The sequence below is a fragment of the Microbacterium sp. JZ31 genome (assembly GCF_016805985.1).
Taxonomy (GTDB): Bacteria; Actinomycetota; Actinomycetes; order Actinomycetales; family Microbacteriaceae; genus Microbacterium.
This window is the reverse complement of record NZ_CP017661.1, coordinates 3,160,131-3,179,112: the sequence shown is the minus strand read 5'-3', so window position 1 is coordinate 3,179,112 and position 18,982 is coordinate 3,160,131. Positions and strand designations below refer to the sequence as shown.

Annotated in this window: 18 protein-coding genes, 1 tRNA gene and 1 pseudogene; 13 read left to right on the top strand and 7 right to left on the bottom strand. The window is 71.1% G+C overall.

Annotated elements, in window-relative coordinates:
* Positions 1 to 160: 160 nt before the first annotated feature.
* Complete coding sequence (locus BJP60_RS15100; RefSeq protein ID WP_203136730.1) at positions 161 to 832, top strand: HAD hydrolase-like protein; 672 nt, start codon at positions 161 to 163, stop codon at positions 830 to 832.
* Between the two features lie 10 nt (positions 833 to 842).
* Complete coding sequence (locus BJP60_RS15095; protein WP_203136729.1) at positions 843 to 2,126, top strand: hypothetical protein; 1,284 nt, start codon at positions 843 to 845, stop codon at positions 2,124 to 2,126.
* A gap of 122 nt (positions 2,127 to 2,248) precedes the next feature.
* Here BJP60_RS15095 and BJP60_RS15090 read toward each other — a convergent pair whose 3' ends face one another.
* Positions 2,249 to 2,455: a cold-shock protein gene (locus tag BJP60_RS15090; RefSeq protein WP_203136728.1), complete on the bottom strand. Its 207-nt coding sequence runs from the start codon at positions 2,453 to 2,455 to the stop codon at positions 2,249 to 2,251.
* A 346-nt stretch (positions 2,456 to 2,801) separates the two neighbouring features.
* On the opposite strand from BJP60_RS15090, the gene BJP60_RS15085 reads away from it, so the two are divergent.
* Complete coding sequence (locus tag BJP60_RS15085; protein ID WP_203136727.1) at positions 2,802 to 3,446, top strand: hypothetical protein; 645 nt, start codon at positions 2,802 to 2,804, stop codon at positions 3,444 to 3,446.
* A 12-nt stretch (positions 3,447 to 3,458) separates the two neighbouring features.
* Here the strand turns inward: BJP60_RS15085 and BJP60_RS15080 are convergent, their stop codons facing one another.
* Entirely contained in the window at positions 3,459 to 4,223 is a 765-nt protein-coding gene (locus BJP60_RS15080; RefSeq protein WP_203136726.1) for a universal stress protein, read from the bottom strand.
* 92 nt (positions 4,224 to 4,315) lie between these two features.
* Here BJP60_RS15080 and BJP60_RS15075 point away from each other — a divergent pair, with 92 nt between their 5' ends.
* A complete protein-coding gene (locus BJP60_RS15075; protein WP_203136725.1) occupies positions 4,316 to 6,028 on the top strand; it encodes a GAF domain-containing sensor histidine kinase in 1,713 nt (570 codons plus the stop codon).
* A complete protein-coding gene (locus BJP60_RS15070; protein WP_203136724.1) occupies positions 6,025 to 6,666 on the top strand; it encodes a response regulator in 642 nt (213 codons plus the stop codon). The genes BJP60_RS15075 and BJP60_RS15070 overlap by 4 nt, the downstream gene beginning before the upstream one ends.
* Positions 6,667 to 6,718: 52 nt before the next feature.
* Here the strand turns inward: BJP60_RS15070 and BJP60_RS15065 are convergent.
* Positions 6,719 to 6,802: transfer RNA gene (locus BJP60_RS15065), tRNA-Leu, on the bottom strand.
* A gap of 162 nt (positions 6,803 to 6,964) precedes the next feature.
* Between BJP60_RS15065 and BJP60_RS15060 the strand changes: the two genes are divergently transcribed.
* The 7 genes and pseudogenes from BJP60_RS15060 (at position 6,965) to pknB (ending at position 16,075) form a co-directional block, all read left to right on the top strand.
* Entirely contained in the window at positions 6,965 to 7,705 is a 741-nt protein-coding gene (locus BJP60_RS15060; protein WP_203136722.1) for an FhaA domain-containing protein, read from the top strand.
* A 5-nt stretch (positions 7,706 to 7,710) separates the two neighbouring features.
* Positions 7,711 to 8,244: an FHA domain-containing protein FhaB/FipA gene (locus tag BJP60_RS15055; RefSeq protein WP_203139452.1), complete on the top strand. Its 534-nt coding sequence runs from the start codon at positions 7,711 to 7,713 to the stop codon at positions 8,242 to 8,244.
* A 12-nt stretch (positions 8,245 to 8,256) separates the two neighbouring features.
* Positions 8,257 to 9,569: pseudogene (locus tag BJP60_RS15050) on the top strand (PP2C family protein-serine/threonine phosphatase).
* On the top strand, positions 9,566 to 10,960 hold the full coding sequence (locus BJP60_RS15045; protein ID WP_203136720.1) for an FtsW/RodA/SpoVE family cell cycle protein: 1,395 nt from the start codon (positions 9,566 to 9,568) through the stop codon (positions 10,958 to 10,960). The pseudogene BJP60_RS15050 and the gene BJP60_RS15045 overlap by 4 nt, the downstream one beginning before the upstream one ends.
* Positions 10,957 to 12,420, top strand: a complete 1,464-nt coding sequence (locus tag BJP60_RS15040; RefSeq protein WP_203136718.1) for a peptidoglycan D,D-transpeptidase FtsI family protein — start codon at positions 10,957 to 10,959, stop codon at positions 12,418 to 12,420. The genes BJP60_RS15045 and BJP60_RS15040 overlap by 4 nt, the downstream gene beginning before the upstream one ends.
* On the top strand, positions 12,417 to 14,255 hold the full coding sequence (locus BJP60_RS15035) for a serine/threonine-protein kinase (RefSeq protein ID WP_203136716.1): 1,839 nt from the start codon (positions 12,417 to 12,419) through the stop codon (positions 14,253 to 14,255). Before BJP60_RS15040 ends, BJP60_RS15035 begins: the two co-directional genes overlap by 4 nt.
* 59 nt (positions 14,256 to 14,314) lie before the next feature.
* Positions 14,315 to 16,075, top strand: coding sequence for a Stk1 family PASTA domain-containing Ser/Thr kinase (gene pknB / locus BJP60_RS15030; protein WP_203136714.1), 1,761 nt, complete (start codon positions 14,315 to 14,317; stop codon positions 16,073 to 16,075).
* Here pknB and BJP60_RS15025 read toward each other — a convergent pair.
* Together BJP60_RS15025 and BJP60_RS15020 are read right to left on the bottom strand one after the other, a co-directional pair.
* Positions 16,072 to 16,227 (bottom strand): hypothetical protein, encoded by a 156-nt coding sequence (locus tag BJP60_RS15025; protein ID WP_203136712.1) that lies wholly within the window; start codon positions 16,225 to 16,227, stop codon positions 16,072 to 16,074. The two genes, pknB and BJP60_RS15025, sit on opposite strands and share 4 nt — an antisense overlap.
* Positions 16,227 to 16,991 (bottom strand): class E sortase, encoded by a 765-nt coding sequence (locus BJP60_RS15020; protein ID WP_203136710.1) that lies wholly within the window; start codon positions 16,989 to 16,991, stop codon positions 16,227 to 16,229. Before BJP60_RS15020 ends, BJP60_RS15025 begins: the two co-directional genes overlap by 1 nt.
* A gap of 37 nt (positions 16,992 to 17,028) precedes the next feature.
* Here BJP60_RS15020 and BJP60_RS15015 point away from each other — a divergent pair, with 37 nt between their 5' ends.
* Complete coding sequence (locus tag BJP60_RS15015; protein WP_203136708.1) at positions 17,029 to 17,283, top strand: cell division protein CrgA; 255 nt, start codon at positions 17,029 to 17,031, stop codon at positions 17,281 to 17,283.
* A 145-nt stretch (positions 17,284 to 17,428) separates the two neighbouring features.
* Here the strand turns inward: BJP60_RS15015 and BJP60_RS15010 are convergent, their stop codons facing one another.
* A complete protein-coding gene (locus BJP60_RS15010) occupies positions 17,429 to 18,304 on the bottom strand; it encodes a rhomboid family intramembrane serine protease (protein ID WP_203136707.1) in 876 nt (291 codons plus the stop codon).
* Positions 18,305 to 18,341: 37 nt separating this feature from the next.
* Positions 18,342 to 18,899 carry a peptidylprolyl isomerase gene (locus BJP60_RS15005; protein ID WP_203136706.1) on the bottom strand — a complete coding sequence of 186 codons (558 nt, stop codon included), beginning with the start codon at positions 18,897 to 18,899 and terminating at the stop codon, positions 18,342 to 18,344.
* Positions 18,900 to 18,982: the final 83 nt, after the last annotated feature.

Sequence of the window (18,982 nt, the reverse complement as noted above, 5' to 3'; positions counted from 1 at the left end):
GAACGGTTGACGGAATCCCGGTTGACTCACCGAGCCGCCTCCGCTAAGAGGCCGCCGGCATGCGAGGCGCGCGATCGACGCTTGCGCCTCCGGTCGACCGAGCCCACGCTTCACCGGTCTCGAACATGGCGAGCAGGCGGCGCTGGATAGGCTGATCACCATGACGTCATCGCCCTGGTCCTGCATCATCTGGGACGTGGACGGGACGGTGGCGGATGCGTCGGCCGGGATCCTGCCGCGCATCACCGAGGTGCTCACCTCGATGGGACGCACGCCGCCCGCGGCCGACGAGCTGCGCCACTGGATCGGGCCGCCCATGCTCGAGTCGTTCCAGAAGCGCGCGCTGCTCTCGGAAGAGCAGGCGACGGAGGCCGTCGCCGCCTATCGCGGACTCGCGGCGCGAGACGGCTATGCCTCGTCCGTGGCCCTCTACCCCGGCGTCCCCGAGCTGATCCGTGCCGTCCACGACGCCGGGATCCCGCAGGCGACCGCGAGCACCAAGCCGCAGAACCAGGTCGAGGCGATCCTCTCGCACTACGGCCTCGACGACGCCTTCACCGCGATCGTGGGCGCGCGTCCCGAGGCCGACGTGCTCGACACCAAGGCGGACGTCCTGGGCCGGGCGCTCGAGGGGCTCACGGCGGCGGGCGTCGACACGACGCACCCCGTGCTGATCGGCGACCGCCACCACGACGTCGACGGCGCCACGGAGCACGGCGTGCCCGTGGTCTTCGTGAAGTGGGGCTTCGGCACTCCCGGCGAGGAGGACGGCGCCCGGGCCGTCGTCGACGACGCCGACCAGCTTCGCGAACTGCTGCTGTCGGGATCCTGAGGCGCCCGCCATGGCCGTCACCGAGCCCGACCCGCTGACCTGGATCCTTCCCGCGCTCATCGTCTTCGGCTCCGCCGCCGTCCTGGTGATCGTGATCGCGCTCGCCGTGCGCCATGCCCGCCGGGGACCCGGCGCACGGCGTCGGGCCGCGGCGGCGGTCGAACGCACGGGCGTGGCGCTCGTCCGGCTCGACGACGCGATAGACGAGCTCGAGCTCGAGGTCGGCCTCTCCGGAGCGCTCTACGGCGGCGGGGCGCCCGCGTCGCTGCGGCGGGCCCGGATGACGGCGCAGCACACGCGCGACGAGGCGTTCGCGACCTACCGCGACCTGACCGATCCGGATGCGCCCCCGCTCGCGGTCGAGCGCGCCTCGCGGGAACTCGGACGTCGGATGGAGCGGGCGATGACGTCGATCGAGACCGCGCGTCGCGAGCATCAGGCCTGGATCGACGCCCACGTCAGCGCGGCCGATCAGGTCGCGGCGGCCGAGCGCCGTCTCGCGGAGCTTCGCTCCCGGATGGGCGATCCCGAGGCGCTGCTGCGCGAGCTCGAGCAGCGCGCCGACCGCGACGAGTGGATCGACGCCGTGCGCGCCTCCGAGGCCGCCCGCGCAGCGCTCGCCGACGCGGATGCGCGCATCGCCGCCGCCCGCGGGAACGCAGCGAATCCGTCGCGCTCCGCGCTCGACGACCTCGCCGCCGCCGAGCGCGCCCTGCGGAACGCGGACGTCGCATCGCGCGCGCTCGAGGAGACGCACCGGCTCGTGATCCAGGCGGGCCTGGCGGTCTCGGATGAGCTGAGCGCGGCGCACGGCGCCATCCGCTCGGCCACCTCCATCCGCGCGGCGCTGCCTCCGGACGAGTCCGAGCGGCTCGGCGACGAGATCCGCCGGGCGAGCGCCGAACTCGAGCGCATCGCTCCCACCGCCGCCCGCCGCCCGGTGTCGGCGAACGAGGCGATCGCGCGCGTGAGGGAGAGGCTGGATGCCGCCCTCGCGGATGCCCGCACCGCGCAGCAGCGTCTGCGCGGCGCCCGCAGCGCGCTGCCCGGGACGCTCGCGGCCGCGCGCAGCGCGGTGAACCGCGCGGAGGCCGCCCTTCCGCGGCACGCGGCCGACCTCGACGCGCGCGTGCGGCTCGATGCCGCCCGGCAGGAGTTGGCCGAGGCTCGGCAGATGCAGGATCCCGTGGCCGCTCTGGATGCGGCGCGCCGCGCGATCCGTCACGCGGAGGACGCCGCGGCACTTGCCGACTACGACCGCCGCGGACCCGCTTCCGTCGGCGATCGCGACTGACGGCGCCGGCACGGAGACGGCGCCGGCACAGAGACGGCGCCGGACACGGAGAAGGGCCCGGCGCACGAGGCGCCGAGCCCTTTTCGCCGACCGCGGAACGCGGTGGCGTGGGAGATCGGTGATCAGATCGGGCGGATGTTCTCCGCCTGCAGGCCCTTGGGGCCCTGCGCGATCTCGAACTCCACGCGCTGGTTCTCCTCCAGCGCGCGGTAGCCGGAGGCCTGGATCGCGGTGTAGTGCGCGAAGACGTCAGAGCCGCCCTCGTCAGGAGAGATGAAGCCGAAGCCCTTCTCCGAGTTGAACCACTTGACGGTACCCTGCGTGCTCATTTACTGCCGTTCTATCGGTGTTGAAGCCGGCGCAATCATCGCACCGACCTCCCTCACGGTAACGGAGTAGTCCGCAAAGGGATAGAGAGGTTTGCTTCATGACGCAACTTTTGCGCGACTGCGGAGAATGGATACCGGTCTGACGCCCGCTCGAAACCGGATCAGGCGGTGACAGAAAACGGCCCTCACCGAAGGGGGGATCCAGTGAGGGCCGGACGACCGTTTGGGGGGGACGTCCCTCACAGGGTATCGGAGCAGGCGACTCTACGTCCCCCGTTCGGAGGACATTCCCGGGGTAGATCTACCCATATTTGGCACCCGCCGCCCGGCGCTCCACGATGGGGTCATGCCTGACGCCGTCCCGCGCCGACGTCTTCCTGTCGCCGCCGCACTGATCGCCGCCGTGACGGCGCTCACGGCGTGCACGAGCGGTCTGTCCGCACATGCCGGAACGCCCTTCACGGCATGCCTGCGCGAAGTCGGCGTCGACCTGTCGCGCATGGGGTCGTGGACGCGCGATGAGGAGCGCGACGCGCTCACCGACCCGGGCGCGATGGCCTGTGTGCTGAGCGACCTGCCGCGCGAGCAGCGTCGCGACGTCCTCGCCTGGGCGTTCCCTGACGTGCCGCCGGAAGCATCCGAGGGGATACAGGCACCCGTCATCCGTGCGGCGAGCGAGTACCTCGCAGCGCAGGACGCGCGGGATCCCCACGCGATCACGCGCACGGGCGAGCTGCTGCACGCGCTCGGCGTCACGGGCGCCGAGCCGGAGGGCGTGCGGCACGCGCTCGCGCTCGAGCCCCATTGGGACGCGGCCGGTCCGCTCTACGAGGAGTGGCGTGCGAAGCAGGACCTCGACGACGTCCCCGCCACGCGTACGCGCTTCGTAGAGGAGCAGTTGGTGGCCGGCGGCGCTCTCGCCGAGTTCTTCGTCGAGACGGCCGAGGCGCTGCTCGCTGCTCAGGTGAGAGCGTCCGGCGAGGAGGGCTGACGGGCGGGACGCTCAGCGCGAGAGCAGGATCGGCGCTGTCGCGTTCATGAGCACGGCGTGCGTGACGGCGCCGATCGGCGGGCGGTCGGCGCCGTCTGCACCAGGGCCGAGCACGAGCAGCTCCTTGTCGAGCGCGGCGTCCAGCAGCGCGTCGGCGGCGGGGCCGGAGAGCAGACGGCGGCGCACGGCGGCGTCCGGACCGAGCGCCTCCTCCGCTGCGGCGAGCGCCTTCTCGCAGCGACCGGAGGGGTCCGCATGCACGAGGGTGATGGGACGGTCGGGTGCGTGCGCCGCGATCGCGCGGGCGATCGTCCCGCTGCTCTCGGGGCGGCCGATGCCCGCCACCACGCCGCGCCGGAAGCGCAGGTCCACGTCGGGGATCAGCGCGATCGTGCACGAGGCGGCGATGACCAGCTGCACACCGAGCGAGCCGGTGACCCGGCGCGCCGGGTACCCGGAGGGTCCCGTGCCGATCACGAGCAGGTCGTCCGGATGGGCGGCGGCGGCGAGCGCACGCCAGACCGGGCCGTGCAGCAGCATGCGCTCGATCCGGAGCGCCGGATGCTGGGAGAGGAGGGAATGAGCGGCGGCGGCGAGCAGGGTCTCGCCACCGCCGCTCTCGTCCTGGGGGTTCGCGACATGCGCGAGGACGAGGACCACACCGTCTGCGGCGGATCGGGTAGCCGCCCAGAGAAGGGCGGCGCGGCTCTGGGCGGAGCCGTCGACACCCACGATGCGGCGCGGGGGGAGCGCGTGGTTGTTCATGTCCTCCGTCAAGCATCCGCTCGTCGACCCGATGTCAATAGGGTCGAAGGTCCCACCGCTTCCTCGTAGTCTCTGCAGCAGGTTTCGCGCGTGGGAGGGGGCACGTGAGCGTCGGAGGGGACTTCGCGGACGAACCGCGTTCTGACGCCGAGAGCGCCGTCGCGCGATCGGTGGCTCAGGCGCGCGAGCTCGTGACCACGGAGAGCAGGCTGCGCGCCCTCCTCGACGCGTTCCACTCGGTCGTCGAGTCCCTGGATGTCGATGACGTGCTGCGGCGCATCGTGGAGGCGGCGGTCGGGCTCGTCCGCGCGCGGCACGGCGCGATCGCGTCGTTCGACGCGGACGGCGCGGTCGAGCGGATCGTCCGAGCGGACGATCCCGAGCGGGCGCCGTCCGGTGCACCGGATCCGCTGGCCGATGCGCTGAACGCGAGCGGTGCCGTGCGCGTCCAGCGCATCGAGCGCGACCCGCACCAGATCGGGCTCACGGTCGAGGACGCCGACCGCACGACCTTCCTCGCCGTTCCGATCCGCACCCGCAGCGATGCGTACGGTGCGCTGTACCTCTCGGGTCGCGAAGGCGGACCCTTCACGGAAGAGGACGAGGAGCTGCTGACGGCTCTCGCGGCGATCGCCGGCATCGCGCTCGAGAACGCGCGGCTGTTCGAGCAGTCTGCGCGCCGCCATCGCTGGAGCGCCGCGCTCGCGGAGGTGACCTCGGCGATGCTGTCGGAAGACGCAGCGGATGCCATCGGCGTCGTCCTCGCGCGCGTGGCGACGGTGGTGGAATGCGACATGGCGTGCGTCGTGCTGCCGGTCCCGCCCGAGGACGGCGCACGGGCTCCCGAGCTGCTCATCCGCTACGCGCGGGGCCTCGGAGCCGAGCCCTTCGAGGGTCGCCGCTACCCGCGGGAGGACTCGCTGGTGGGTCGCGCGCTCGAGACCCGCGCCGTCGTGGTCGCCGATCGCAGCAACGCCGACGTGTCCATCGAGGCGGACATGGGGCCGAGCATCGTGCTGCCGGTCGTGGTGTCGGGAGCGCCCATCTGCGCGCTGACCCTCTCGCGCGCCACGGGCCGCGCCGAGTTCACCACGGCCGAGGCGGAGCTCGCCGCCGATTTCGCCGGCCAGGTCGGACTGGCCGTCGAGCTGACCCAGGCCCGCGCGGACAAGCAGCGGGTGGAGCTCGCCGACGAGCGCGGCCGCATCGCGCGCGACCTGCACGATCACGTCATCCAGCGCCTGTTCGGAGCGGGCCTGTCACTGCAGGCGCTGGCCGCCGGCCATCCGCAGGCCGAGGACGCCGTCCTCGACCTGGTGGACGTGATCGACGGCGCGATCAGCGAGATCCGCATGGCGGTGTTCGCGCTCTCGGATCGCCGCCGGAACGACGCCGATTCGACCCGCCGCCGTGTGCTCGATGTCGCGCAGGAGCTGACGGCGGCGCTCGGCAGCACGCCGCGCGTCTCCTTCGCGGGCGCCGTGGACCTCATGGTGACCGACCGCCTCGCCGACGATGTCGTGGCGGTCGTGCGCGAATGCCTCGCGAACGCGGCGCGGCACGCGGGCGCCCGGGAGGTGTCGGTGGAGATCGCCGTCGACGATCGCGAGCTGCGCGTGACGGTGGTCGACGACGGCGTCGGAATCGCCTCCGCGCGCGAGCGGAGCAGCGGCACGGGGAACCTCGCCGAGCGGGCGCGACGACGCGGCGGGGACTTCACGATCGGCGCCGGGATCGACGGCGGCACGACGGCGGTCTGGCGCGCGCCGCACGGCGGCGCCCACGACCGAGGCGCGAGACAGCGGAGGCGAGCATGACACGCATCTTCCTTGTGGACGACCACGAGATCGTCCGTCGCGGCATCGCGGATCTGCTCGACGCGCAGCGCGACCTCGAGGTGGTGGGAGACGCCGGCACGGTGCAGCAGGCGCTCGTGCGCGTCGCAGCGACGAATCCGGATGTCGTGGTGCTCGATGTCCGCCTCCCCGACGGGGACGGCATCCAGCTGTGCCGCGCGATCCGATCGGCGAATGCGGACATCGCGTGCCTGATGCTGACGGCATACGACGACGACGACGCCAGCACGGCCGCCGTCCTCGCTGGCGCATCCGGCTACGTGCTCAAGGACATCCGGGGCCCGAATCTCGCCGACGCGATCCGCAAGGTCGCGGCGGGCGGCTCGCTGGTGACGCCCGCCGTGGCGGAGCGTGTGGTGGCATCGGTCGCCAAGACGGTGACATCGGGACACGGGACCGACTCGGCGCCCGATCTCACCCTGCGCGAGCGGCAGGTGCTGCGCCTGATCGGCGAGGGCCTCACGAACCGCCAGATCGGCGAGCAGCTGCACCTCGCGGAGAAGACCGTCAAGAACTACGTCTCGGGCCTGCTCGCCAAGCTCGGCATGGAGCGCCGCACGCAGGCCGCGGTGTACGCCACCTCCCACGGCCGCTCCTGACGACGGCGGAAACGACGAAGGCCCCGGTTCTCACCGGGGCCTTCGTGTCGTGTGCGCGAGGGGGGACTTGAACCCCCACGCCCTTGCGGGCACTGGCACCTGAAGCCAGCGCGTCTACCTATTCCGCCACTCGCGCGAGATCGGATCGCTCCGAACTCAACTTCCCGAGGATATCACCTCGTCGGAGCGCTCGCGAACTCGATCGGGCTCCGAGACCGCGCCCCTCCGCCCCCGAAAGGGCACCGTCCAGGCATGCTGGCTACGATGTGCCTACCGGTCGGCCGGACTGAGGAGACCCGTGGGACTACTGGACAGCTTCGAGCAGGGCCTCGAGCGCGCCGTCAACCGCGCGTTCGCGAAGACCTTTCGCAGCGGCATTCAGCCGGTCGAGATCGCCTCCGCCCTGCGCCGTGAACTCGACACGAAGGCCGCGGTCGTCGCGCGCGACCGCATCCTCGTCCCGAACGAGCTGACGGTCCGTCTCAGCCCCGCCGACCACGAGCGGATGCGCGCGCTCGGCAGCGCGCTCGTCACCGAGCTCGACACCATGCTGCGCGGCCACGCCTCCGCCCAGGGCTACAGCCTCGCGGGGCCCCTCCGCATCGCGCTGCGCGCGGACGAGTCGATCACCACCGGAACCGTCGACGTCGACTCGAACACGGCCGAGGGCCAGGTCGAGTGGCGCGCGGTCGTCGACGTGAACGGACGCCGCTATCCGCTGTCGAAGGCGCGCACGATCCTGGGCCGTGGCAGCGATGCCGACATCACGGTGGACGATCCCGGCACGAGCCGCGCGCACGTCGAGGTGCTGTGGGACGGCGAGCGCGCCATGGTGCGCGACCTCGGCTCCACGAACGGCTCCAAGCTCGACGGACGCCCCGTCAAGCAGTCGGGCCTGAACGACGGCCAGACCATCACGATCGGACGCACCGACATCGTGTTCCACGTCGTGCCGCTCGCGGCGCCCCAGACCAGGCCGGCGCGCGACGAGCGCACCACGTCGACCCGGATCATGCCGCAGAACGGGGACTGGACATGACCGAACTGAGCTCGCTGACCCTGCTGCTGCTGCAGGTCGGCTTCCTGCTGCTGATGTGGCTGTTCGTGTTCGCCGTCGTGTTCGCGCTGCGCTCGGACGTGTTCGGCGTGCGCGTGCGCCGGATGCCCGAGACCGCGGGCCGCGCACCCGCCAGGACCAAGGGCACGGCACCAAAGACACCGCCCACGCCGCGTCCCGCGCCCGCGCCGAGCGCGGGCCCCGGCGGCCCCGCCACCACGAGCACGGTCTCGCGCATCGTGATCACCTCGGGACCCAAGGCCGGACTCGAGCTTCCCCTGGGCACCGAATCGCTGACGATCGGCCGCTCGAGCGAGACCGGTCTGGTGATCCGCGACGACTACACGTCGAGCCAGCACGCACGCCTCGTGCTGTGGGGCGAGCAGTGGATGCTGCAGGATCTGGAGTCCACGAACGGCACGTTCCACGGCGGCGAGCGCGTCTCGCCGAACTCGCCCGTGCCCGTGCAGGCGAACACCCCGATCAAGGTCGGCGCCACGACCTTCGAGCTGCGGAAGTAAGCGCCCTCCGACATGTTCGTGGGATCGAGTGCCGCCATCTCCCATACCGGGAAGGTGCGGTCCAACAACCAGGACTCGGGCTATGCGGGCTCGAACCTGTTCGTCGTCGCCGACGGCATGGGCGGTCACGCCGGCGGCGACGTCGCCTCCAGCGTCGCGGTCAACACGCTCCAGGAGCTCGACCGCATCTACCCCTCCCCGAGGACGCCGAGGTCACGCTGCGCGAGACGATCGCCGCGACCGCGGGAGACCTGATCCAGCTCGTCGCCCGACGTCCGGAGCTCGCGGGCCTCGGCACCACGGTGAGCGCGATCGCGATGGTCGAGGAGTACGCCGTCATCGCGCACATCGGCGACTCGCGCATCTACCTGTGGCGCGACGACGCGCTCACGCAGATCACGACCGACCACACGTTCGTGCAGCGGCTCGTCGACTCGGGCCGCATCACGCCCGAGGAAGCCCGCTACCATCCGCGCCGCTCGGTGCTGATGCGCGTGCTGGGCGACATGGATCCGGATCCCGAGATCGACACGTTCATCATGCCGACGCGGCCGGGCGACCGCTGGCTGCTGTGCTCGGACGGCCTGAGCGGCGTCGTCGACGAGGCGCACATCCAGAAGGCGCTGCGACTCGGCCTGCCGCCGGGACGCACGGCCGACATCCTGCTCAAGTACGCGCTCGACGGCGGCGCCCCCGACAACGTCACGATCGTCATGGTGGACGTCGGCGGGCAGCATCCGCTCGTGAGCGGCACGGCGACGATCGTCGGCTCGGCGTCGAACCCGCAGGGCGTGAAGGTCCCGGCCGTCGCGGCCCGTCCGCTGATCTCCACGAGTTGGCTGCACCCCAATCGCCAGGCGGCGAACGAACCCACGCACTTCGAGCCCGAGCCTGAGTACCTCGAGGAGCTGATCGAAGAGGACCGGCGTCGCGCTCGGCGCCGCCGCATCGGCCTCGTCGCGGTGCTCGTGCTGATCGCGGCGCTGATCGCGGCCGGTTTCGCCGTCTTCTACAACTGGACCCAGACCCGCTACTACGTGGGCGCCGACGACGACTCGGTCGTGATCTTCCAGGGCATCCAGCAGTCGCTCGGACCGATCACGCTGTCCTCGCCGTACGAGGACACCGACATCCTGCTCGCGGACCTGTCGCCCTATCAGCGCGCCCGCGTCGAGTTCACGATGAGCGCGCGCTCCCTCGCGGACGCCGAGGCGATCGTCGAGCGGCTGCGCGACTCCGTCGTCGCGGCGGAACCGGATCCCACCCCGCTGCCGACCCAGAGCCCGACGCCGTCGGGCTCTCCGACCCCGGGAGACGACCGATGACTCAGGTCGCCGCCGACACCACGATCCTCAAGGCGCTGCGCCGCGTGCGACAGCCTCAGCCACTGCGCAACCGCGAGCTGTTCCTGCTGCTGTTCGCCATCGTCCTGAGCCTGGGCGCGACGGCCCTGTCTCAGCTCGGCGAGCTGGGGAGCCTCGACACCGGCGTGCTGATCGCGCAGGGGGTCGTCGCCGCGCTCGTGCTCGCGCTGCATGTCGTGCTGCGCCTGCGCGCACCGCAGGCCGACCCGTTCGTCGTGCCGATCGCCACGCTGCTCACGGGCCTCGGCATCGCGATGATCTACCGGCTCAGCCTGTCGATCGACGACTGCCCGGGCGGCTCGGCGTGCGTGAACCCGAACGCCGGCACCAGCCAGCTGCTGTACGCGGGTGCCTCGATCCTCGCGGCGGGCGTGCTCGTGTGGGCACTCGTCAACTACCGCGTCCTGTTCCGATACACGTACGTCTTCGGCTTGACGGGCATCGTCCTGCTGATCCTGCCGTTCATCCCGTTCATCAACGGCGGCGGCAATGCGACGGTCTGGATCCGGCTCGGACCCGTGAACTTCCAGCCGGGCGAGATCGCGAAGATCTGCCTCGCGATCTTCTTCGCGGGATATCTCGTGCGTACGCGAGAGAGCCTGACCTCGACGGGCAGGCGGTTCCTGGGCTTCACGTTCCCCCGGGCGCGCGAGTTCGGCCCGCTGCTGGTGATCTGGCTCGTGTCGATGGTGATCATCGTCGCGCAGCGCGACCTCGGCACCGGGCTGCTGATCTTCGGCATGTTCGTCGCGACCCTCTACGTCGCCACGGGCAAGACCGGATGGGTGCTGATCGGCGTGTTCCTCGCGGTCGGCGGCGCGGTCGCGGCGTCGTACGTGCTGCCGTACGTCCGCGGACGCTTCGATTCCTGGCTGGGCGCGTTCGATCCCGCGCTCTACGAGGCCGACGGCGGCAGCTACCAGCTCGTGAACGGCATCTTCGGGCTCGCCCACGGCGGCCTGCTGGGTACCGGCCTCGGCCTCGGCCGGCCCTACCTCACGCCGGTCTCGCAGAGCGACTACATCATCCCGAGCATCGGCGAGGAGCTCGGGCTGGTGGGCGTGTTCGCCATCCTGTGCCTGTATCTCGTGTTCGTGGCTCGCGGCCTGCGCATCGGCGTGAGCGGGCAGGACGACTTCGGGAAGCTGCTCGCGACCGCGCTGTCGTTCACGCTCGCGCTGCAGGTGTTCATCATGGTCGGCGGCGTCACGCGCCTCATCCCGCTCACGGGCCTGACCACGCCGTTCCTCGCCGCGGGAGGATCCTCGCTGCTGGCCAACTGGCTGATCGTCGGGCTCATCCTGCGCATCAGCGATGCCGTCCGTCAGCAGCCGAGGGCGGTGATCGGATGACGAAGGAGCTCCGACGGCTGAGCATCATCGTGCTCGTGATGTTCCTGGCGCTGTTCGGCTCGACGAGCGCGATCCAGGTGTTCCAGGCGAACGCGCTCGCGGGCGAGCCCAACAACCGCCGCACGCTGCTCGACAGCTACGAGACCCAGCGCGGCGCGATCATCGCGGGTGGCCAGGAGATCGCCACGTCCTCCCCGATCGACGACGTCTACGTGTGGCAGCGGCAGTACGCGGACTCCGCGATGTGGTCGCACGTCACGGGCTTCCTGAATCCCGTGCTCGGCACCGCGACCGGCATCGAGGACGCCATGCGGCAGGAGCTCGCCGGCACCGCCGGATCCGCCTTCTTCTCCCGGATCGAGCGCATCGTGACCGGCCAGCCGCCCCGCGGGTCGAGCGTCCTGCTGACGCTGGATCCGGAGCTGCAGCGCATCGCGTACGACGCGCTGGGCGACCTCACGGGAGCCGTCGTCGCCATCGAGCCGGACACGGGCCGCATCCTGGCGATGGTCTCCACGCCGGGATACGACGCGAACCAGCTCGCGGTGCACGATGCCGAGGCGACCGACGCCTCGTACACGGCACTCGAGGAGGACCCGGCGCAGCCGCTGCAGAACCGCGCGCTGGCGGGCGATGTGAATCCCCCGGGCTCGACGTTCAAGCTCGTGGTCGCGGCCGCCGCGTTCGAGTCGGGCGACTACGACGCCGACACCGAGCTGCCCAATCCCGAGACGTACCAGCTGCCGCAGTCGACGAACACGGTGCACAACGCCAGCGGCACCACGTGCGGTCCGGGCGAGACGACGACCATCGCCACGGCGATCCAGCTCAGCTGCAACGTGCCGTTCGCGGAGCTGGCCGTGGAGCTCGGCGCGGACGCGATCCGCGAGACGGCCGAGCGGCTCGGCTTCAACCGCGAGATCCTGGCCGCGCCGCTGGGCGCGACGACGTCGACCTACCCCGCGAGCATCACGGACGACGCCCAGACCGCGTTGAGCGGCTTCGGCCAGGGCCAGGTGCAGGCCACGCCGCTGCAGATCGCCATGGTCGCCGCCGGCATCGCCAACGGCGGCACGGTCATGAACCCGTATCTCGTCGAAGAGGTGGTCGGACCCGACCTCTCCGTGCAGCAGTCGTTCTCGCCCTCGACGTTCAGCGACGCGCTGAGCGGGGACACGGCGGAGCAGGTGACGTCCGCCATGGTGTCCAGCGTCCAGGACGGCGCCGCGACGGGTGCAAGAATAGACGGCGTCGACGTGGCCGGGAAGACGGGCACCGCGGAGATGGGCGGGGACAACCCGTACACGCTCTGGTTCACGGGATTCGCGCCGGCCGACGACCCCGAGGTCGCGGTGGCGGTCCTCGTCGAGGACGGCGGCGGGCAGGGCCAGACGGGCAGCGGGAACACGATCGCGGCGCCGATCGCGAAGAAGGTCATGGAGGCGGTGCTGAGCAGATGAGGCCAACGCAGGGCGTGTCCTTCGGCGGACGGTACGAGCTGAACTCGCGGATCGCGATCGGCGGCATGGGCGAGGTCTGGGAAGCCACAGACCACGTCATCGGCCGCACGGTCGCCATCAAGATCCTCAAGGACGAGTACATGGGCGACCCCGGGTTCCTCGAGCGCTTCCGCGCCGAGGCCCGCCACGCCGCACTCGTCAACCACGAGGGCATCGCGAGCGTGTTCGACTACGGCGAGGAGAACGGATCCGCGTTCCTCGTGATGGAGCTCGTCCCCGGCGAGGCGCTGTCGACGATCCTGGAGCGCGAGACCAAGCTGCCGCCGGACCGCACGCTCGACATCGTCGCGCAGACCGCCTCGGCGCTGCAGGCCGCGCACGCCGCCGGGCTCGTGCACCGCGATATCAAGCCGGGCAACCTGCTGATCACGCCCGACGGCCGCGTCAAGATCACGGACTTCGGCATCGCGCGCATCGCCGACCAGGTGCCGCTCACGGCGACCGGCCAGGTGATGGGCACCGTGCAGTACCTCTCGCCCGAGCAGGCGTCGGGACACCCGGCCTCGCCCGCGACCGACATCTACTCGCTCGGCATCGTGGCGTACGAGTCGCTGGCGGGCCGGCGCCCCTTCACGGGCGAGTCGCAGGTCGCGATCGCGATGGCGCAGATCAACGAGCAGCCCCCGCCGCTGCCCGACGACATCCCCGAGCCCGTGCGCAACCTCGTGCTCGCGATGATCGCCAAGAAGCCCGAGGACCGTCCGGCGTCGGCCGCCGTGGTCGCGCGCGCATCCAACGCGCTGCGCCGTGGCGACGTCGCGGCCGCCGCCGCGGCGGTGCCGGCGATCGCGGCGGGTGCCGCGCTGCTGCGCGGCGACGACGCGTTCACCCAGCTGCTCTCCTCGGGGAACGACGCGACCACGCGCATGATGCCGAGCACCACGCCCGTGCCGCTGGACGGCGCCGCGGCCGGCGCCGCCGCCGCGACGACCACCCGCGACCGGGAGCGCAAGAAGAAGCGCAGCCCGTGGACGTGGCCCCTGATCGCGCTCATCGTGCTGCTGCTCGTCGTGCTGGCCGGAGCGCTCTTCGCGATGTTCGGAAACGATCTGTTCGGCACGCCCGAGGAGACGCCGGCCGGGGAGCAGACGTCGGCACAGCCATCGCGCGAGCCGACGCCAGAGGACAGCCCGTCCACCGAGCCGACGCCCACGCTCGTCGCGATCGACCAGGCCGAGCTGATCGGCCAGTCGTGCGATGAGGCGTCCCGCATCCTGACCGAGGCCGGCATGGGCGTGAGCTGCACCACGGGTGATCCCGCTCCGGCCGCCGAGGACGTCGGGCTCGTCTACAGCGTCAGCAAGTGGGGAAACCTGCCCGCGGGCACGCAGATCGACCTGCTCGCCTACGGCGAGGTCCCGCTCGTCGAGATCGGTGCCCCGGCGGCTCCGACCTTCACGCTCGAGGACGGCACCGCGCCGCAGAGCGTCGAGCCCGAGACCGACGCGCTGGTCAACTGGTCGTTCACGTGCCCGGCGGGAACCGGCGAGGTCACCGGCTACCAGCTCAAGCTCAACGCCGCCCTGTTCCTCGGCCTCGGCAGCAGCAGCGCCGAGTTCGGTCCGGACGAGACGTCGGCGGGCATCCGGATCAAGGGCCAGCCCGGCCAGAACGTGACCGCAACCGTCGTGGCGACCTGCTCCGGAGAAGACGGCGCTGAGCCTCGCGCATCCGAGACGTCGCCCGAGGGCAGCATCCTCGTCGCCAACGCCCCGCAGGACGGCGGGAACGCTGGCGACGCCGAGGGCGAGGCGGACACCGGAGAGAACGGCTGACGCCGTCGGGAGCCTGCGGCTCCCGGGAGACGTAATTCATGTCCGATTCGGGGAGATTCATGACCGACGAGACGAGCTCCGCGCGAAATCGTCTCGGCGATGAGCGCGCGGATGGCGGCCGGGTCCTTGCCGGCCGGTATCGCGTGGGCGAGCTGATCGGCCGTGGCGGCATGGCGAGCGTGTACCGCGGCTACGACCAGACACTGGGACGCGACGTCGCGATCAAGATCCTGAAGCGGGATCTGGCGAGCGACAGCGGCTTCCGCACGCGCTTCCGCCTCGAGGCGCAGGCCGCCTCACGCATGGCGAACCAGGCGATCGTCCGCGTCTTCGATGCAGGCGAGGACGTCGCGGCCGACGTGAACGGCGAGCGGCCCGTGCCGTTCATCGTGATGGAGCTCGTGCACGGCACCCTGCTGAAGGACATCGTCGCGCGCGGGCCGGTCCCTCCGGCGGAAGCCGTCCGCTACGTCGACGGCATCCTGGAGGCCCTCGAGTACTCGCATCGCGCGGGTGTCGTGCACCGCGACATCAAGCCCGGCAACGTCATGATCACCGACGCCGGCCAGGTGAAGGTCATGGACTTCGGGATCGCGCGTGCGGTCTCCGACAGCTCGTCGACCGTCGCCGAGACCACGTCCATCCTGGGCACCGCCGCGTACTTCTCGCCCGAGCAGGCGAAGGGCGAGCCGGTCGACGCGCGCGCCGACGTCTACTCGACCGGCATCGTCCTCTACGAGCTGCTGACGGGCCGGCCGCCGTTCCGCGGCGACTCCCCCGTCGCCGTCGCGTACCAGCACGTGAGCGAGACGCCCACCCCGCCGTCGCAGGCGAACGAGGCGTCTCCGCGTGCGTTCGACCCCGTCGTGCTGCGCGCGCTCGCGAAGGACCCGTACCAGCGGTACCCGGATGCCGCGTCGTTCCGCGAGGCGCTCGACGCCGCCTCGGACGGCAAGGCGCCGTCCAAGCGCGAGCTCGGCGCGCTCACCAGCGAGCTCTACGGGCCCAACCCCCGCCAGGCGGCGGAGACGGCCCGGTCGCTGCGTCAGCTGTCGACCGACAACACCATGACGCGCACGCAGTCGGGCCCGCCCGTCGCCTGGATCTGGGCCGGGGTCGCGCTGCTCGCCGTGCTCGTCGCGTCCGTGCTGTTCTGGGTGGTCACGTCCCGACCGTTCGAGGCCGTGCCCGCCAGCAGTCGCATCGTCCCGGACGTCAGCGGGATGACGCTCGAGCGGGCGACGACGGAGCTTGAGGGCGAGGATCTGTCGGTCGTCTCAGAGGCCGAGCCGAGCGACACGGTCGCCGAGGGCATCGTGATCGAGACCGAGCCGGGGGCCGGCGAATCCGTGTCGCCGGAGACCGACATCACGGTCGTCGTCTCCGAGGGGCCGAGGGTCTCGACCGTGCCGGCCCTCGAGGGGCTGACCGAGGAGAGCGCGCGACGCGCGATCCAGGAAGCCGGGCTGGTAGTCGGCTCCATCACGCCTCAGAACGACCCCGAGCTGCAGGCCGACACGGTCATGGCAGCAGATGTCGCGGGCGAGGAGGTGGCCGAAGGCGAGGAGGTCCCGGAGGGGTCGACGGTCAACCTCACGGTGGCATCCGGCCGCGTCACGATCGTCGACTATCGCGAGAACGGCACGATCGAGTTCGCCAAGGGCGAGCTGGAGGCGCTGGGCCTCACGGTCGAGGTGATCGAGGACGCGTCCTGTCCCGCGAACGACGCCCAGGTGGTGAAGTCGCAGACGCCGAGCGCGGGCGACGTGCCGGTGCGATCGACCGTGGAGCTCACCTACTGCGTGGGCGAGGCCGGCTAGGAGACCGTGACCTCGTCCGGCACGAAGGTCATCGCGACCCACGGGTAGACGTAGACGAACAGCCCGTAGAGCACCGCCGCGACGAGCGCGAGCAGGATGAGGACGCGCACCCACCACGGTCCGGGCAGCACTCGCCACAGGGCGGCGTACATCAGATCAGCTCCTCGGACAGGGCCGCCGGCTGCTCGCCGGTCGCGCGGGGCAGGTAGGACTCGAACACGCCGTATCCGACGAGCCGCTCCGTCATCGCATAACGCGGCGAGCACGTCGTGAGGGTGATGTAACGCTCCCCCGCCGGCACGTCCGGCGAGCGCGGCACGTCGGCCAGGGCGTCGTACGCCGACGGTTCGACGTACTCCAGGGTGCGGAACCGGTACGTGTACCAGCCGTCCTCGGTCTCGATCACGATGGGATCGCCGATCCGCAGGCTCTGCAGATCCGAGAACGGCTTGCCGAACGTCGTGCGATGCGCCGCGAGGCCGAAGTTGCCGACCTCCCCGGGCATCTCCGTGTCGAGGTAGTGTCCGATGCCGATGCTGTCGAGCGTCCCCGAGCGCGTCACGCCGCCGGCGATGTTCACGGCGTAGTCGTCACCCCAGCGCGGAACCCGCATGATGGCGAACAGCTCCTGGTCGGCGGGCTGCGGAAGGATCACGGGCTCGTACTCCGGCGTGCCCTCCACCGGATCGACCGTCGGCTCGGGCGCCGGCGCGGCCGGCGCGGCCGATGCCCACTCCCGCGACTGCGCGGCCGCCTGGGCGTTGTGCTGCGCCGAGTAGATGACGTCGCCGATCCAGAGCTGCCACGCCACGTACAGGAGGACGACCGCACCGAGCGTGAGCAGGATCTCGCCGAGCACGCTCGTCACCGTGGCCCGGCTGCGTGGCCGGCGCCGGCGCATCTGCACCGTCGTCATCACAGTGTCAGGGTACCCGGGCCGATAAGATGTCCCCATGGCCCGATCCCACAAGCCCACCCGCCAGAACGGCGACGACGAGGGCGTCGAGCGCCCCGCCGCGGACGCCACACCGAATCCCGTCTGGTTCAAGCCGGTGATGATCGGCTTCATGCTCATCGGGCTCGTGTGGATCCTCGTGTTCTACCTCTCGGGCCAGGCCTTCCCGATCCCCGGCATCCAGGCGTGGAACCTGCTGATCGGCTTCGGCATCGCGTTCATCGGCTTCCTGATGACCACGCGCTGGCGGTAGCACTCTTCTCCTGCGCGAAGCGCCCGGCGACCTGGTCGCCGGGCGCTTCTGCATCCGATGTCCGAGCGGGAATTACACCCGTGTCATTCATCCCCAGCCGGGGATAAACCTGTGGATAACTCCGGTCGTGCGGCGGATGCCCGTGTCAGGCGTACAGGAAACCCGGCACGGCGAGCAGGGCGATCAGCGCGACGACGACCACGCCGAGCAGCACGAGCTGCCGACGGGACTGATCGGCTCGCCGCGTCACGCTGAAGACGAGTCCGACGGCCGTGCCGGCGAGCAGGCCGCCCACATGCGCCTGCCATGAGATGCCGCCCAGGAAGAAGCCCACGACAAGGTTGATGCCGAGGATGATCAGGATGCCGCGCACGTCGCCGCCCAGCCGACGACCGATCACCACGAGTGCGCCGAGCATGCCGAACAGCGCGGCCGACGCGCCCACCACGGGCGTGGTGAACGCGAGCAGCGCCGCGACCGCGGCACCGCCGAGACCCGAGATCAGGTACAGCGCGAGGAAGCGCCATCGTCCGAGCATGGGCTCGAGCAGCCGGCCGAGCATCCAGACGGACAGCAGGTTCAGCCCGACGTGGATGAAGGAGCTGTGGACGAGCAGCCACGTCACGACGCGCCACGGCTCGAATGCGCCGAACTGTGGATAGAGCCGCGGCGCGAAGAACGCCAGCCACTGCGCCAGCGAGACGCCGAACTGCTGCAGCAGCAGGTCGAGCAGGAACATGCCGCCCGTGATGCCGACGATCCAGTTGGTCAGCGGGGCGGAGCCCGCCCGCACGGCGACCGCACCGCCGCGCCCCCACCGGCGCTCGGCGCGCTTCTGCGCGGGCGTGCGCGACTTCTGCTGATCGCGCAGGCACTCCGGGCAGATCACCCCGACGGCGCCCTGCGTCTGGCACTCCGGGCAGATCGTGCGCTGGCAGCGCTGACACAGCGCGAAGCTCATCCGGTCCGGGTGCCGGTAGCAGAAGTTCTCGGGATTGCGGGAGAAGTCGGTGGTGGTCACAGCGGTGGCGGCGCCGATGCGGGGTGCGCGTCGGTCGTCAGACCGCGGCGATCTCGACCGACTGCAGGACGACCGGCTCGAGCGGCCGGTCCTGGGCACCGGTCGGAACCTGGGCGATCGCGTCCACGACGGCCTTCGAGGCGTCGTCGACGACCTCGCCGAAGATCGTGTGCTTGCCCATCAGCCAGGGCGTCGGGTCGGTCGTGATGAAGAACTGCGAGCCGTTCGTGCCGCTCAGGCGGCCCGTGATTGCGTTGGGGCGCTTGCCGGCGTTCGCCATGGCCAGCTTGTACGGCGCGTTGAAGTCGAGCTCGGGGCTGATCTCGTCGTCGAACGTGTAGCCGGGGCCGCCGACGCCCTGACCGAGGGGGTCGCCGCCCTGGATCATGAAGCCGGGGATGATGCGGTGGAAGATGATGTCCTTGTACAGCGGGCCTTCGCCCGGCTGACCCGTGGCGGGATCGGTCCAGGATCCGGATCCGTCGGCGAGGCCGATGAAGTTGCGGACGGTCTTCGGGGCGTGGTCGCCGAAGAGGTTGACGACGATGTCGCCGTGGTTGGTGTGCAGGGTGGCGACGGCGGTGTGCTGAGGCATTTCCTCATTCTCTCAGAGACCTGCGGAGGCGTGATCTTTCAGAGGGAACGCACGGTTGTCAAGACTCCGAGAACCCCCTGCCG